Origin of the sequence: Citrobacter sp. Cpo071 (assembly GCF_030332765.1) — a bacterium.
Lineage (GTDB): Bacteria > Pseudomonadota > Gammaproteobacteria > Enterobacterales > Enterobacteriaceae > Citrobacter > Citrobacter portucalensis.
Map to the genome: position 1 here is coordinate 1 of NZ_JAOWHE010000088.1, position 15,350 is coordinate 15,350.

Here is a 15,350-nt window from a genome sequence, read left to right on the forward strand (position 1 = left end):
TACCTAGATTCTACGTCAGTACTTCAAAAAGCATAATCAAAGCCTTGATAAATATGCATTCCTTCGAAATTCAGCTTTCACCCATTGGGTGAAAGAAAAGTGCTCAAAAATATGTTAAATTATCAGCTTTTATGACTCGATATATGGTAAAATAATAGTAAGAAAAGTAGTAAAAAGGGGTTCTAATTATGATTAATAAAATTGATTTCAAAGCTAAGAATCTAACATCAAATGCAGGTCTTTTTCTGCTCCTTGAGAATGCAAAAAGCAATGGGATTTTTGATTTTATTGAAAATGACCTCGTATTTGATAATGACTCAACAAATAAAATCAAGATGAATCATATAAAGACCATGCTCTGCGGTCACTTCATTGGCATTGATAAGTTAGAACGTCTAAAGCTACTTCAAAATGATCCCCTCGTCAACGAGTTTGATATTTCCGTAAAAGAACCTGAAACAGTGTCACGGTTTCTAGGAAACTTCAACTTCAAGACAACCCAAATGTTTAGAGACATTAATTTTAAAGTCTTTAAAAAACTGCTCACTAAAAGTAAATTGACATCCATTACGATTGATATTGATAGTAGTGTAATTAACGTAGAAGGTCATCAAGAAGGTGCGTCAAAAGGATATAATCCTAAGAAACTGGGAAACCGATGCTACAATATCCAATTTGCATTTTGCGACGAATTAAAAGCATATGTTACCGGATTTGTAAGAAGTGGCAATACTTACACTGCAAACGGTGCTGCGGAAATGATCAAAGAAATTGTTGCTAACATCAAATCAGACGATTTAGAAATTTTATTTCGAATGGATAGTGGCTACTTTGATGAAAAAATTATCGAAACGATAGAATCTCTTGGATGCAAATATTTAATTAAAGCCAAAAGTTATTCTACACTCACCTCACAAGCAACGAATTCATCAATTGTATTCGTTAAAGGAGAAGAAGGTAGAGAAACTACAGAACTGTATACAAAATTAGTTAAATGGGAAAAAGACAGAAGATTTGTCGTATCTCGCGTACTGAAACCAGAAAAAGAAAGAGCACAATTATCACTTTTAGAAGGTTCCGAATACGACTACTTTTTCTTTGTAACAAATACTACCTTGCTTTCTGAAAAAGTAGTTATATACTATGAAAAGCGTGGTAATGCTGAAAACTATATCAAAGAAGCCAAATACGACATGGCGGTGGGTCATCTCTTGCTAAAGTCATTTTGGGCGAATGAAGCCGTGTTTCAAATGATGATGCTTTCATATAACCTATTTTTGTTGTTCAAGTTTGATTCCTTGGACTCTTCAGAATACAGACAGCAAATAAAGACCTTTCGTTTGAAGTATGTATTTCTTGCAGCAAAAATAATCAAAACCGCAAGATATGTAATCATGAAGTTGTCGGAAAACTATCCGTACAAGGGAGTGTATGAAAAATGTCTGGTATAATAAGAATATCATCAATAAAATTGAGTGTTGCTCTGTGGATAACTTGCAGAGTTTATTAAGTATCATTGCAGCAAAGATGAAATCAATGATTTATCAAAAATGATTGAAAGGTGGTTGTAAATAATGTTACAATGTGTGAGAAGCAGTCTAAATTCTTCGTGAAATAGTGATTTTTGAAGCTAATAAAAAACACACGTGGAATTTAGGTACTATAAAAATCTGTATCGGCAAATTGTTGGCAATCTGCAAGCGACATGCCCTTAAAAATCGTGTTGTGATAGCAAATTCTTGCTATCACCTTTATTAAAGCAGGCGATAAAACGAGGATTTACCCTATTAAAAGTACATTTTCAAAATAATAAAATATTGCGAACAGCATAATTCCATTTTCAAACGATCATCACAATTTCATTTTTCTCGCATAGCAAATGATATTTAAACTGTCACTCGGAAAAGTGTAAATATGGAATTAACATAACCAAATAGTCACATTACCCAAACTAAAAATAACCAACAAAAACAAATTGTTATGATGACACATGGCAATTTTATCTCACCATAACCCCACTATTTTTTCACTCTTACTTTCAACTCAGCCATTCTTTTTCCTCGCTTCTTTTTATAGTCATGAAAATCGGGACAACCCAGGCGAGGTCTTTATGCAACAAGAAGCGTTAGGAATGGTAGAAACCAAAGGCTTAACTGCAGCCATAGAGGCCGCAGATGCAATGGTGAAGTCAGCCAATGTAATGCTGGTCGGCTACGAAAAAATTGGTTCGGGACTGGTAACAGTCATTGTCCGTGGCGATGTCGGCGCAGTTAAAGCAGCAACAGATGCAGGTGCCGCCGCAGCCCGTAATGTGGGAGAAGTGAAAGCCGTACACGTCATCCCACGCCCGCATACCGATGTAGAAAAAATCTTACCGAAGGGAATTAGCTAATGAGCAGCAATGAGCTGGTTGAACAGATCATGGCGCAGGTGATTGCTCGCGTGGCAACGCCGGAACAGCAGGCTATCCCTGAAAATAATCCTCCAACACGAGAAACGGCTATGGCAGAGAAAAGCTGCAGTTTAACGGAGTTTGTCGGTACCGCGATTGGCGACACCGTCGGTCTGGTAATCGCCAACGTAGACAGCGCCCTACTGGACGCAATGAAACTTGAAAAACGGTATCGCTCCATTGGCATCCTTGGCGCCCGTACTGGCGCAGGTCCGCACATCATGGCCGCCGATGAAGCGGTAAAAGCCACCAATACTGAAGTCGTCAGTATTGAGTTACCACGTGATACCAAAGGCGGCGCAGGTCATGGTTCGCTGATTATTCTTGGCGGCAACGATGTTTCCGACGTGAAACGCGGCATTGAAGTCGCACTGAAAGAACTGGACCGCACCTTTGGCGATGTTTATGCCAACGAAGCCGGTCACATCGAAATGCAGTACACCGCACGCGCCAGCTACGCGCTGGAAAAAGCCTTTGGCGCACCGATTGGCCGTGCCTGTGGCGTTATCGTCGGCGCGCCAGCATCCGTTGGTGTCCTGATGGCCGATACGGCCCTGAAATCCGCCAACGTGGAAGTTGTGGCCTACAGCTCCCCTGCCCATGGCACCAGCTTCAGTAACGAAGCCATTCTGGTTATTTCGGGTGACTCTGGCGCTGTTCGTCAGGCCGTTATCTCCGCCCGTGAAATCGGTAAAACCGTACTCGGGACCCTCGGCTCAGAGCCGAAAAACGATCGTCCGTCCTACATCTGATATCAGTGAGGCTGATTCATGAGATCGAAAAGATTTGAAGCACTGGCGAAGCGCCCTGTGAATCAGGATGGTTTCGTTAAGGAGTGGATCGAAGAAGGCTTCATTGCGATGGAAAGCCCGAACGACCCCAAACCGTCGATTAAAATCGTCAACGGTACAGTCACTGAACTGGACGGTAAATCCGCCAGTGAATTTGACTTAATCGACCATTTCATTGCCCGCTATGGCATTAACCTGGCGCGCGCTGAAGAGGTCATGGCGATGGACTCGGTCAAACTGGCCAATATGCTTTGCGACCCTAACGTGAAGCGCAAAGACATTGTGCCGCTGACCACCGCAATGACGCCGGCAAAAATTGTCGAAGTGGTGTCCCATATGAACGTCGTTGAGATGATGATGGCGATGCAGAAAATGCGTGCTCGTCGTACACCCTCTCAACAAGCGCACGTCACTAACGTCAAAGATAACCCGGTGCAGATTGCCGCTGATGCCGCTGAAGGCGCATGGCGCGGGTTTGACGAACAGGAAACAACCGTTGCCGTTGCACGTTATGCGCCATTTAACGCCATTGCGCTGTTAGTCGGCTCACAGGTTGGACGCCCGGGCGTATTAACCCAGTGCTCGCTGGAAGAAGCTACCGAACTTAAACTCGGCATGCTAGGCCACACCTGCTACGCGGAAACCATCTCCGTCTATGGTACTGAACCCGTCTTTACCGACGGCGATGACACGCCATGGTCGAAAGGCTTCCTCGCCTCGTCCTATGCTTCCCGTGGTCTGAAAATGCGCTTTACCTCCGGCTCTGGCTCAGAAGTTCAAATGGGTTACGCCGAAGGCAAATCAATGCTTTATCTGGAAGCCCGCTGCATTTACATCACCAAAGCTGCGGGTGTACAGGGCCTGCAAAACGGTTCAGTAAGCTGCATCGGTGTCCCTTCCGCCGTGCCGTCAGGCATTCGTGCAGTGTTGGCTGAAAACCTGATCTGTTCCTCTCTGGATCTGGAATGCGCCTCCAGCAACGACCAAACCTTTACCCACTCGGATATGCGTCGTACTGCGCGTCTGCTGATGCAGTTCCTGCCGGGTACTGACTTCATTTCTTCTGGTTATTCCGCGGTGCCGAACTACGACAACATGTTTGCGGGTTCGAACGAGGATGCTGAAGATTTTGACGACTACAACGTTCTCCAGCGTGACCTGAAAGTAGACGGTGGTCTGCGCCCGGTTCGCGAAGAAGATGTTATCGCCATTCGTAACAAAGCGGCACGTGCGCTGCAGGCCGTCTTTGCCGGGATGGGATTACCACCAATCACTGATGAAGAAGTGGAAGCTGCGACCTACGCCCACGGTTCGAAAGATATGCCGGAACGTAACATCGTTGAAGACATCAAGTTTGCACAAGAGATCATCAATAAAAACCGTAACGGTCTGGAAGTGGTGAAAGCCCTTGCTCAGGGCGGATTTACCGATGTCGCTCAGGACATGCTCAACATCCAGAAAGCCAAGTTAACCGGGGATTATCTGCATACCTCCGCCATTATCGTTGGCGACGGACAGGTGCTATCCGCTGTCAATGATGTTAACGACTACGCCGGTCCGGCAACAGGTTATCGCCTGCAGGGCGAACGCTGGGAAGAAATCAAAAACATCCCTGGCGCACTTGATCCCAACGAGCTTGGCTAAGGGGTGAAAAATGGAAATTAATGAAAAACTACTGCGCCAGATAATTGAAGATGTGTTGTCTGAAATGCAGACCAGCGACAAACCCGTCTCTTTCCGCGCATCTACAGCGGCAAGCGCACCTCAGGCTGCGGCGACACAGGGAGACAGCTTTCTGACCGAGATTGGTGAAGCCAAACAAGGCCAGCAACAGGACGAAGTAATTATTGCCGTAGGGCCGGCGTTCGGGCTCTCGCAAACCGTCAATATCGTAGGTATCCCGCATAAGAATATCTTGCGCGAAGTGATTGCCGGTATTGAAGAAGAAGGCATTAAAGCGCGCGTTATCCGCTGCTTTAAATCCTCCGATGTGGCGTTTGTCGCCGTTGAGGGGAACCGTCTGAGCGGTTCCGGGATCTCTATCGGCATCCAGTCAAAAGGTACCACGGTTATCCACCAGCAGGGGTTACCGCCGCTTTCAAACCTGGAGCTGTTCCCTCAGGCACCGCTTCTGACGCTAGAAACCTATCGTCAGATCGGTAAAAACGCCGCGCGTTATGCCAAGCGTGAATCTCCGCAACCGGTCCCTACTCTGAATGACCAGATGGCCCGTCCTAAGTACCAGGCGAAATCAGCCATTCTGCACATTAAAGAGACCAAATACGTTGTGACAGGCAAAAACCCGCAGGAACTGCGCGTGGCGCTTTGATAAAGGATACCTCCATGAATACCGACGCAATTGAATCGATGGTTCGGGATGTGTTGAGCCGGATGAACAGCCTGCAAGGCGAGTCTGCGACTCCGCCCGCGGCGAGTTCATCAGCACATACCGCGAAAGTCACGGATTACCCTCTCGCGAATAAACATCCTGAGTGGGTAAAAACTGCGACCAACAAAACGCTGGACGACTTCACGCTTGAAAATGTTCTGAGCAACAAAGTGACCGCGCAGGACATGCGCATCACCCCTGAAACACTGCGCCTGCAGGCGGAAATCGCCAAAGATGCCGGACGTGACAGGCTGGCGATGAACTTCGAGCGCGCAGCCGAGCTAACCGCTGTTCCTGACGATCGCATTCTTGAGATCTACAACGCGCTGCGCCCGTACCGCTCAACAAAAGATGAGCTGATGGCTATCGCCGACGATCTCGAAAATCGTTATCAGGCAAAAATCTGTGCAGCTTTCGTTCGTGAAGCGGCAGCGCTGTACGTTGAGCGTAAAAAACTCAAAGGCGACGACTAACTCAGGGACAGGATCATGCGATATATAGCTGGCATTGACATAGGCAACTCATCAACGGAAGTCGCTCTGGCTACTCTGGATGAGTCTGGCGTGCTGAGCATCACCGGCAGCTCGCTGGCAGAAACCACCGGAATTAAGGGCACATTACGTAATGTGTTTGGCATTCAGGAGGCCCTTACGTTGGCGGCAAAAAACGCCGGTATCAATGTCAGCGATATTTCGCTCATCCGTATTAACGAAGCCACCCCGGTCATTGGCGACGTGGCGATGGAAACAATAACCGAAACCATCATCACTGAATCCACCATGATCGGCCATAACCCTAAAACACCGGGCGGCGTCGGGTTAGGCGTGGGCGTCACTATTACGCCGGAAGACCTTCTCAGTCGCCCGGCGGATACGCCCTATATTCTGGTGGTGTCATCGGCATTTGATTTCGCCGATGTCGCTACGATGATTAATGCCTCCGTCCGAGCTGGATACCAGTTAACTGGCGTTATTTTGCAGCAGGACGATGGCGTGTTGGTCAGCAATCGTCTGACTCACCCCCTGCCCATCGTCGATGAAGTCCTTCATATCGACCGCATCCCGTTGGGGATGCTGGCTGCCATTGAGGTCGCTGTACCAGGAAAGGTCATTGAAACCCTTTCTAACCCCTACGGCATTGCAACTGTCTTTGGCCTCAATGCCGATGAGACTAAAAACATTGTTCCGATGGCACGGGCGCTGATCGGCAACCGTTCAGCCGTGGTGGTGAAAACGCCGTCAGGTGATGTGAAAGCGCGAGCGATTCCTGCCGGAAATCTGGAGCTACAGTCTCAGGGTCGTACCGTACGGGTCGACGTTGCCGCGGGCGCCGAAGCGATTATGAAAGCGGTTGGTGAATGCCCAAAACTGGATAACGTGACCGGAGAAGCTGGCACCAATATTGGCGGCATGCTGGAGCATGTGCGCCAGACGATGGCTGAATTAACCAACAAACCCAGTCATGAAATTTTTATTCAGGATCTGCTGGCGGTCGATACCTCGGTTCCCGTCAGCGTGACGGGTGGACTTGCCGGTGAGTTCTCGCTGGAACAGGCTGTCGGCATAGCCTCTATGGTGAAATCAGACCGCCTGCAAATGGCGATGATTGCCCATGAGATCACGCAAAAGCTCAACATTGATGTCCAGGTTGGCGGGGCCGAAGCCGAAGCTGCCATTCTGGGAGCCTTAACAACTCCGGGCACAACACGACCACTGGCTATTCTGGATCTCGGCGCGGGTTCAACCGACGCTTCTATCATCAATCCTAAGGGCGAAATTATTGCCACGCACCTGGCAGGCGCAGGCGATATGGTCACGATGATCATTGCCCGTGAACTGGGCCTGGATGACCGTTATCTCGCTGAAGAGATTAAAAAGTATCCGTTGGCGAAAGTTGAGAGCTTGTTCCACCTTCGCCACGAAGACGGCAGCGTTCAGTTCTTCCCTACGCCTCTCCCACCAACGGTTTTTGCCCGCGTGTGTGTAGTAAAACCCGATGAACTGGTGCCACTGCCAGGCGAACTGGCACTGGAGAAAGTACGGGCCATCCGCCGCAGTGCGAAAGAACGCGTTTTCGTTACCAACGCGCTCAGAGCGCTACGTCAGGTCAGTCCGACCGGGAACATTCGGGATATTCCCTTTGTGGTGCTGGTTGGCGGCTCATCTCTGGATTTTGAAGTTCCACAGCTGGTCACCGATGCTCTGGCGCATTATCGACTGGTTGCCGGGCGCGGCAACATTCGTGGTACCGAAGGTCCGCGCAATGCGGTTGCGACAGGACTGATTCTCTCCTGGCATAAGGCATTCGCTCATGGAAAGTAATCTCACCACCCCAGCCATCGTTATCTTCACCAGTGCTGACTGTGCTGACGTCTGGAATGACGTACTGCTGGGTATTGAAGAAGAAGGGATCCCCTTTGTGATTCAGGAGAGTAGCTCAACTGACGTTATCCACAACGCATGGTTGGCCGCCTGCCAGTCTCCATTGCTGGTCGGTATTGGCTGTAGCCGCGAAAAACTGGTCGTGCACTACAAAAACTTACCCACATCAGCACCACTTTTTACGCTGACGTATCAACAAAATAGCCACGATCGCCGCAGCATTGGTAACAACGCTGCGCGGCTGGTTAAAGGCATTCCGTTCCGGGAATGCCACTCATAACCCACAGGAGAAAAGCAGTATGAATAACGCACTGGGACTGGTTGAAACAAAAGGGCTTGTCGGCGCTATTGAAGCCGCTGATGCCATGGTGAAATCCGCAAACGTGCAGCTGGTTGGTTACGAAAAAATCGGCTCTGGCCTTATCACCGTTATGGTTCGCGGTGATGTCGGCGCGGTGAAAGCAGCCGTAGATGCTGGAAGCGCAGCCGCAAGCGCCGTTGGTGAGGTGAAATCCTGCCACGTTATCCCGCGTCCGCACAGCGACGTTGAAGCCATTTTACCTAAATCCGCATAAGTCGTTGCAACCAAGGAGCACAGCGTGAAGCAATCACTGGGATTACTTGAAGTTAGTGGTCTGGCATTAGCCATCAGTTGCGCGGACGTCATGGCGAAAGCCGCCTCCATCACGCTGGTGGGCCTCGAAAAAACCAACGGCTCAGGCTGGACGGTGATCAAGATAATCGGGGATGTGGCCTCCGTCCAGGCGGCCATTTCCACCGGTGTCAGTTTCGCTGACCAGCGAGATGGACTGGTGGCTCACAAAGTCATTTCCAGACCCGGGGATGGGATCCTGTCGCATAGCGTTGTCCTGGAGCCTGAGCCAACGCCCGAACCCATACCAGCCGTAGCGCATGAAGAGATATTTGTAGACCATGATGTACCCGAAGCACCGCAAGATGCAGAGTTGATTAGCTGCAATTTGTGTCTTGATCCTGCCTGCCCTCGTCAAAAAGGCGAGCCGCGCACGCTTTGTCTTCACTCTGGCAAACGAGGTGAAGCGTAATGGATAAACAGCAACTGGAGACCACTGTCGCTAAGGTTCTGGATGAAATGCGCGAGCGCCCGATTCCGCTGGGGATCTCTAATCGTCATATTCATCTGTGCGCTGAAGATTACGGTCGCTTGTTTCCCAATCACCCCATTAGTGAGAAAAAAGGGCTGCTGCAGCCGGGACAATATGCAGCAGAGCAGACTGTCACGCTGGTGGGGCCAAAAGGTCAGTTAAAAAATGTGCGTTTACTCGGCCCGCTGCGCAGTACCAGCCAGGTCGAAATTTCTCGTACCGACGCCCGCACGTTGGGAATTGCTGCTCCGCTGCGGATGTCGGGCAATATTCAGGGCACACCCGGTGTTCGTCTCGTCAGCCCATTTGCTGAACTGGACTTAGCATCCGGGGTGATCGTCGCCCAACGGCATATCCATATGTCGCCGCTTGATGCTCTGATTCTGCGGGTTTCCCATGGTGATAAAGTCTCGGTCGCCATTAATGGCGATGAACGTCGACTGATTTTCGATAACGTCGCCGTACGCGTTTCGCCGGATATGCGCCTCGAAATGCATATCGATACAGACGAAGCCAATGCCGCAGGCGCTGATAATCCCCAGGCATTCGCCACACTGGTGACCTCACGATGAACAACGAACTGCTGCAACGCATTATCGAGGAGGTTGTTTCCCGATTAAAAAAACGCGCGGAAAGCACGCTCACTCTTAGCGTCGCGCAGTTACGGGAAATCGATTCACGGACAGTATGCTGCCAGTACTCGTCGCTCCATCTCCAGCAAGTGGATCTGCCATTACTGGAGCAAATTGCCGAAGGCTGCCCAGCCAACATGTCGGTGGGAAAGATTCACGACGCGCTGGCATGCGGAGTCCGCGTGAAAATTTCACTACAACACCGATTGTTACCCGCAATCCCCGTGAAAAAACTCGCACGTCTGCCGCTGGAGTTCGATGACGAACGGGGACGAACCATCTTTTTGCATCCTGAGAAGCTTCTCAGCTATGCCGACGTCGCCCAATTAAGGGATGGCGTACTGGTGTTGCGCCGTCGGTGTGTTGTGACGGCTCTGGCTCAGGAAGCAGTCAGTCTGCGAAATGTCCAACTAATTAAGCAGGAGTGAGCTATGCATCTGGCCCGGGTTACAGGCGTTGTGGTTTCCACGCAAAAATCCCCATCACTGGTGGGAAAAAAACTGTTGCTGGTACGTCGGGTAAGTGCTGACGGAGAGCTTCCTGCATCCCCTGTGAGTGGAGATGAAGTCGCTGTTGATTCTGTCGGCGCAGGGACCGGCGAACTGGTATTACTCAGCAGCGGATCCAGCGCCAGACACGTTTTTTCTGGCCCTAACGAGGCCATCGATCTGGCTATCGTCGGCATTGTCGACACGCTTTCTCGTTAGGAGGAATTATGGCGATTTATACCCGCACTGGTGATGCCGGAACAACAGCCCTCTTTACCGGACAGCGCGTGAGCAAAACGCATCCACGCGTGGAAGCCTACGGTACGCTGGACGAACTGAATGCGGCGCTAAGTCTGTGCATTTGTGCAGCGAAAAACCCGCAGCACCGGCAGTTACTTGAGAATATCCAGCTGCAGCTTTTTTGGTTCAGCGCCGAACTGGCAAGCGAAAGCGAAGAACCAACGCCAGAGCAGCGCTACATCAGCTCAGAAGAAATTGCGGCACTGGAAGCGGCCATCGATACCGCAATGGGAAGAGTACCGCCCCTGCGCAGCTTTATTCTACCTGGCCGCAGCGAAGCCGCCAGCCGACTGCACTTTGCCCGTACGCTGGCACGCCGTGCAGAGAGACGACTGGTCGAACTCTCCACCGAGATATCCGTCAGACACGTGCTGATGCGTTATATCAATCGCCTGTCCGACTGCTTATATGCAATTGCACGAGCAGAAGATCATGACGCCCATCAAAACGACATCATTCAGAAAGTGGCTGAGCGCTATCTCGCTGCCGTTCAAGCACCAGCCATAAAGGAGCCGACTATGTCTCTGTCTTTTCAGGAGCTCCACCAACTCACTCGCGCTGCGGTGACGAGAGCAGAAGAACTTCAGGTTCCGGTCGTCATTAGCATTGTTGATGCGAACGGGACCCAAACGGTGGTCTGGCGCATGCCTGACGCATTACTCGTGAGTAGCGAACTGGCACCCAAAAAAGCCTGGACTGCCGTGGCGATGAAAACCGCCACGCATGAGCTGACATCGGCAGTGCAACCCGGCGCCGCGCTTTACGGTCTGGAAAGCCATATGCAGGGAAAAGTCGTCACCTTCGGTGGCGGGTACGCATTATGGCGTGAGGGTTTACTCCTCGGGGGTCTTGGCATCAGCGGAGGAAGCGTTGAACAGGATATGGACATTGCAGAAACGGCCATTGCGGCGATTAACGTGAGAACACATCAATGAATACTTCAGAACTTGAAACCCTTATTCGTAACATTTTGAGTGAGCAACTCGCCCCGGCAAAAGCAGAAGTTCAGGGTAACGGTATTTTTCCGTCCGTTGGCGAAGCTATCGATGCAGCGCATCAGGCTTTTCTGCGTTACCAGCAATGTCCATTGAAAACCCGCAGCGCCATCATAAACGCCCTACGCGAAGAACTGACGCCTCATCTTGCTTCACTGGCTGCTGAGAGCGCTGCCGAAACGGGGATGGGTAACAAAGAGGATAAGTTCCTTAAAAATAAAGCCGCGCTGGACAACACTCCGGGTATCGAAGATCTCACCACCACGGCGTTAACCGGTGACGGCGGCATGGTGTTATTCGAGTATTCACCGTTTGGCGTGATTGGTTCTGTCGCCCCCAGTACAAACCCGACAGAGACCATTATTAACAACAGCATCAGCATGCTAGCGGCAGGGAATAGCGTTTACTTCAGTCCGCATCCGGGTGCTAAAAAGGTTTCACTCAAGCTGATTGCCATGATTGAAGATATTACTTTCCGTTGCTGCGGAATTCGTAATCTTGTCGTCACGGTCACAGAACCCACTTTTGAGGCTACCCAGCAGATGATGGCGCACCCTAAAATCGCAGTTCTGGCGATTACCGGTGGCCCTGGCATTGTTGCTATGGGCATGAAAAGCGGGAAAAAAGTCATCGGCGCAGGCGCAGGAAATCCACCCTGCATTGTTGATGAAACGGCCGACCTGGTTAAGGCGGCGGAAGATATCATCAATGGCGCATCCTTTGATTACAACCTCCCCTGCATTGCTGAGAAGAGCCTGATTGTTGTTGATGCCGTTGCCGAACGACTGGTTCAACAGATGCAGTCTTTTGGTGCGATGCTTCTCAATAGCGTAGAGGTAGACAAACTGCGTGCTGTCTGTCTACCAGAAGGCATAGCCAATAAAAAACTGGTGGGTAAAAGCCCGGCAACCTTACTGGAAGCAGCAGGAATACCGGTTCCGGCAAAAGCACCTCGACTACTGACAGGCATCGTCAAGGCTGACGACCCGTGGGTTACCAGCGAGCAATTGATGCCAATGCTCCCCGTCGTAACGGTGAGCGATTTTGACAGTGCATTAACGTTGGCCCTGAAAGTTGAAGAGGGATTGCATCACACCGCCATTATGCATTCGCAAAATGTGTCACGTTTGAACCTTGCCGCGCGCACGCTTCAGACCTCCATCTTTGTGAAAAATGGCCCCTCTTACGCCGGGATCGGCGTTGGTGGTGAAGGTTTTACAACCTTCACTATTGCGACGCCAACCGGTGAAGGAACAACATCTGCGCGCACTTTCGCACGCTCTCGTCGTTGCGTGCTGACAAACGGTTTTTCTATTCGCTAATGGGGCCGTTATGAATAGCTTTTCACTGCAAACTCGATTGTACAGCGGCCAGGGAAGTCTGGATGTGCTCAAGCGTTTCACGAATAAGCATATCTGGATTATCTGCGATGGTTTTCTCGCACGTTCTCCCCTGATTGAAAAGCTGCGCAACGCTCTGCCAGCGGATAACCGCATCAGTATTTTCAGCGATATCACCCCCGATCCCACCATCGGTACGGTAGTACAAGGGATTGCACAAATGCAGTCCCTGCGACCGGACGTCGTGATGGGTTTTGGTGGCGGCTCAGCACTGGACGCCGCAAAAGCCATCGTCTGGTTTAGCCGACAGTTCGGTATTGAAATTGAAACCTGTGTCGCAATTCCCACCACCAGCGGCACAGGCTCCGAGGTAACCAGTGCCTGCGTGATTAGCGATCCGGATAAAGGCATTAAATATCCATTATTCAATAATGCGCTTTACCCGGACATGGCCATCCTTGATCCAACGTTGGTCGTCAGCGTACCACCTGCCATCACCGCGAATACCGGCATGGACGTGTTAACGCATGCGCTGGAGGCTTACGTGTCCACGAAGGCCAGCGACTTCACAGACGCACTGGCTGAAAAAGCCGCTCAAATCGTCTTCCAGTACCTGCCTGTCGCCGTCAGCAAAGGCGACTGTCTGGCAACCAGGGGGAAAATGCACAATGCATCAACGCTCGCGGGAATGGCATTTAGTCAGGCTGGACTGGGGATCAATCATGCGATTGCCCATCAATTGGGTGGTCAGTTTCATCTGCCGCATGGACTTGCCAATGCGCTGCTGCTGACCCATGTCATTCATTTTAATGCCCGCGATCCGCGAGCTGCGAAGCGCTATGCCCGTTTTGCTAAAGCCTGCCACCTATGCCCGGATAACGCGAACGATACAGCGGCATTGAATGCGCTCATTCATCATATCGAGCTACTCAAAAAACAGTGTGCGTTGCCTTCTTTTGTTGACGCGCTTAAAGACGGAAAGCAAGCCTGGTCACAACGTATCCCATTGATAGTTCAGGCCGCGCTGGCTGACGTCACGCTGCAAACCAATCCTCGTGTTGCCGATGCCAGTGCCATGCAGGAACTGCTTGAGGAATTATTATGAAGACAGCCATGACGGCAGAGTCCACGCTTTATGATGCGCAGACCATTCGCGAACGCGTTCGCGCAGCGGGTGTTGTCGGAGCCGGAGGCGCAGGCTTTCCTGCTCACGTAAAATTACAGGCGCAGGTCGATACATTTCTGGTCAATGCGGCTGAATGTGAGCCAATGCTGAAAGTTGACCAGCAGTTGATGGCCGTCCAGGCTGAGCGACTTATCCGCGGCGTTCAATATGCCATGACGGCGACCGGAGCCAGTGCCGGGATTATTGCGCTCAAAGAGAAATACCAAAAGGCTATCAATGCATTAACGCCCCTTCTACCTGCCGGAATCCGCTTACATATTTTGCCTGATGTCTACCCGGCTGGTGACGAGGTTCTGACCATCTGGATGGCAACAGGTCGGAGAGTTCCGCCTGCCGCGCTGCCAGTCAGCGTCGGTGTAGTGGTCAATAACGTCCAGACCGTGCTCAACATCGCGAGAGCAGTTGAGCAGCAGTACCCCGTGACGCGTCGTACCCTGACTGTTAACGGCGCAGTCGCCAGTCCCATCACACTTACTGTCCCTATCGGAATGTCTTTACGTGACGTTCTGGCGCTGGCCGGTGGTGCAACCGTTGACGATCCCGGTTTTATTAACGGTGGTCCGATGATGGGCGGCCTGATTACTTCACTGGATACCCCCGTAAGCAAGACCACCGGGGGCCTGCTGGTTTTGCCTAAGTCTCATGCGTTAATTCAGCGGCGGATGCAGGATGAACGCACCGTGCTTTCTGTAGCAAAAACCGTTTGCGAGCAGTGCCGTTTGTGTACGGATTTGTGCCCAAGGCATTTGATCGGCCATGAATTATCCCCGCACCTGTTGGTTCGTGCGGTTAATTATCAGCAGGCGGCCACACCGCAGTTGCTGCTCACGGCCCTGACCTGTTCAGAATGCAACGTGTGTGAAAGCGTAGCCTGCCCGGTTGGGATTTCACCGATGCGCATCAACCGCATGCTCAAACGCGAGCTGCGGGCGCTCAACCATCGTTATGAAGGGCCGCTAAATCCTGAGGATGAAATGGCGAAGTACCGGTTGATCCCGGTTAAGCGCCTTATTACCAAACTGGGTCTTAGCGACTGGTATCACGATGCGCCACTGGCTGAGACTGATTATTCCACAGATAAAACGACGCTGTTGTTACGCCAGCATATTGGTGCCAGCGCCATCCCATGTGTAGAACAAGGCGAACGCGTTGTTCGCGGTCAATGCGTTGCCGATGTGCCGTCCGGTGCATTAGGCGCGCCTGTTCACGCCAGCATTGACGGTATTGTCAGCGAAATCACTGAGCAATCTATCACGGTAATTAGAGGTTAAT

The 15,350-nt window shown here is 50.9% G+C and carries 17 protein-coding genes; all 17 read left to right on the plus strand.

Features of this window, described 5'->3' with window-relative positions:
* Positions 1-188: 188 nt before the first annotated feature.
* The 17 genes from OGY09_RS24955 (at position 189) to pduS (ending at position 15,349) form a co-directional block, all read left to right on the plus strand.
* Positions 189-1,451 (plus strand): IS1380-like element ISEcp1 family transposase, encoded by a 1,263-nt coding sequence (locus OGY09_RS24955; RefSeq protein ID WP_000608644.1) that lies wholly within the window; start codon positions 189-191, stop codon positions 1,449-1,451.
* A gap of 659 nt (positions 1,452-2,110) precedes the next feature.
* Positions 2,111-2,392, plus strand: a complete 282-nt coding sequence (gene pduA, locus OGY09_RS24960; protein WP_003030255.1) for a propanediol utilization microcompartment protein PduA — start codon at positions 2,111-2,113, stop codon at positions 2,390-2,392.
* Positions 2,392-3,204 carry a propanediol utilization microcompartment protein PduB gene (gene pduB, locus OGY09_RS24965; RefSeq protein WP_003834129.1) on the plus strand — a complete coding sequence of 271 codons (813 nt, stop codon included), beginning with the start codon at positions 2,392-2,394 and terminating at the stop codon, positions 3,202-3,204. The genes pduA and pduB overlap by 1 nt, the downstream gene beginning before the upstream one ends.
* An 18-nt stretch (positions 3,205-3,222) precedes the next feature.
* The gene (pduC, locus tag OGY09_RS24970; RefSeq protein ID WP_003030249.1) at positions 3,223-4,887 is read left to right on the plus strand and encodes a propanediol dehydratase large subunit PduC; all 1,665 of its coding nucleotides are present in this window, start codon (positions 3,223-3,225) and stop codon (positions 4,885-4,887) included.
* Positions 4,888-4,897: 10 nt separating this feature from the next.
* Positions 4,898-5,572: a propanediol dehydratase medium subunit PduD gene (gene pduD, locus OGY09_RS24975; protein WP_003834131.1), complete on the plus strand. Its 675-nt coding sequence runs from the start codon at positions 4,898-4,900 to the stop codon at positions 5,570-5,572.
* A gap of 14 nt (positions 5,573-5,586) precedes the next feature.
* Entirely contained in the window at positions 5,587-6,105 is a 519-nt protein-coding gene (pduE, locus tag OGY09_RS24980) for a propanediol dehydratase small subunit PduE (protein ID WP_003030243.1), read from the plus strand.
* Positions 6,106-6,120: 15 nt separating this feature from the next.
* Complete coding sequence (locus OGY09_RS24985) at positions 6,121-7,953, plus strand: diol dehydratase reactivase subunit alpha (protein ID WP_267441995.1); 1,833 nt, start codon at positions 6,121-6,123, stop codon at positions 7,951-7,953.
* Positions 7,943-8,293 carry a glycerol dehydratase reactivase beta/small subunit family protein gene (locus OGY09_RS24990; RefSeq protein WP_003834139.1) on the plus strand — a complete coding sequence of 117 codons (351 nt, stop codon included), beginning with the start codon at positions 7,943-7,945 and terminating at the stop codon, positions 8,291-8,293. Before OGY09_RS24985 ends, OGY09_RS24990 begins: the two co-directional genes overlap by 11 nt.
* Before the next feature lie 19 nt (positions 8,294-8,312).
* Entirely contained in the window at positions 8,313-8,588 is a 276-nt protein-coding gene (gene pduJ, locus OGY09_RS24995) for a propanediol utilization microcompartment protein PduJ (RefSeq protein WP_001057752.1), read from the plus strand.
* A gap of 24 nt (positions 8,589-8,612) precedes the next feature.
* On the plus strand, positions 8,613-9,077 hold the full coding sequence (locus tag OGY09_RS25000) for a BMC domain-containing protein (protein WP_048235096.1): 465 nt from the start codon (positions 8,613-8,615) through the stop codon (positions 9,075-9,077).
* Positions 9,077-9,709 carry a phosphate propanoyltransferase gene (locus OGY09_RS25005; protein ID WP_008785145.1) on the plus strand — a complete coding sequence of 211 codons (633 nt, stop codon included), beginning with the start codon at positions 9,077-9,079 and terminating at the stop codon, positions 9,707-9,709. The genes OGY09_RS25000 and OGY09_RS25005 overlap by 1 nt, the downstream gene beginning before the upstream one ends.
* Positions 9,706-10,197, plus strand: a complete 492-nt coding sequence (pduM, locus tag OGY09_RS25010; protein ID WP_267439873.1) for a microcompartment protein PduM — start codon at positions 9,706-9,708, stop codon at positions 10,195-10,197. Before OGY09_RS25005 ends, pduM begins: the two co-directional genes overlap by 4 nt.
* A gap of 3 nt (positions 10,198-10,200) precedes the next feature.
* Positions 10,201-10,476: a EutN/CcmL family microcompartment protein gene (locus OGY09_RS25015; RefSeq protein ID WP_003030211.1), complete on the plus strand. Its 276-nt coding sequence runs from the start codon at positions 10,201-10,203 to the stop codon at positions 10,474-10,476.
* Between the two features lie 8 nt (positions 10,477-10,484).
* On the plus strand, positions 10,485-11,492 hold the full coding sequence (gene pduO / locus OGY09_RS25020) for a two-domain cob(I)yrinic acid a,c-diamide adenosyltransferase PduO (RefSeq protein ID WP_267441997.1): 1,008 nt from the start codon (positions 10,485-10,487) through the stop codon (positions 11,490-11,492).
* Positions 11,489-12,874 carry a CoA-acylating propionaldehyde dehydrogenase PduP gene (gene pduP, locus OGY09_RS25025; protein ID WP_218659144.1) on the plus strand — a complete coding sequence of 462 codons (1,386 nt, stop codon included), beginning with the start codon at positions 11,489-11,491 and terminating at the stop codon, positions 12,872-12,874. The genes pduO and pduP overlap by 4 nt, the downstream gene beginning before the upstream one ends.
* A 10-nt stretch (positions 12,875-12,884) precedes the next feature.
* Entirely contained in the window at positions 12,885-13,997 is a 1,113-nt protein-coding gene (locus OGY09_RS25030) for a 1-propanol dehydrogenase PduQ (protein WP_267458297.1), read from the plus strand.
* Positions 13,994-15,349 (plus strand): cobalamin reductase PduS, encoded by a 1,356-nt coding sequence (gene pduS / locus OGY09_RS25035; protein WP_153752730.1) that lies wholly within the window; start codon positions 13,994-13,996, stop codon positions 15,347-15,349. Before OGY09_RS25030 ends, pduS begins: the two co-directional genes overlap by 4 nt.
* Position 15,350: the final 1 nt, after the last annotated feature.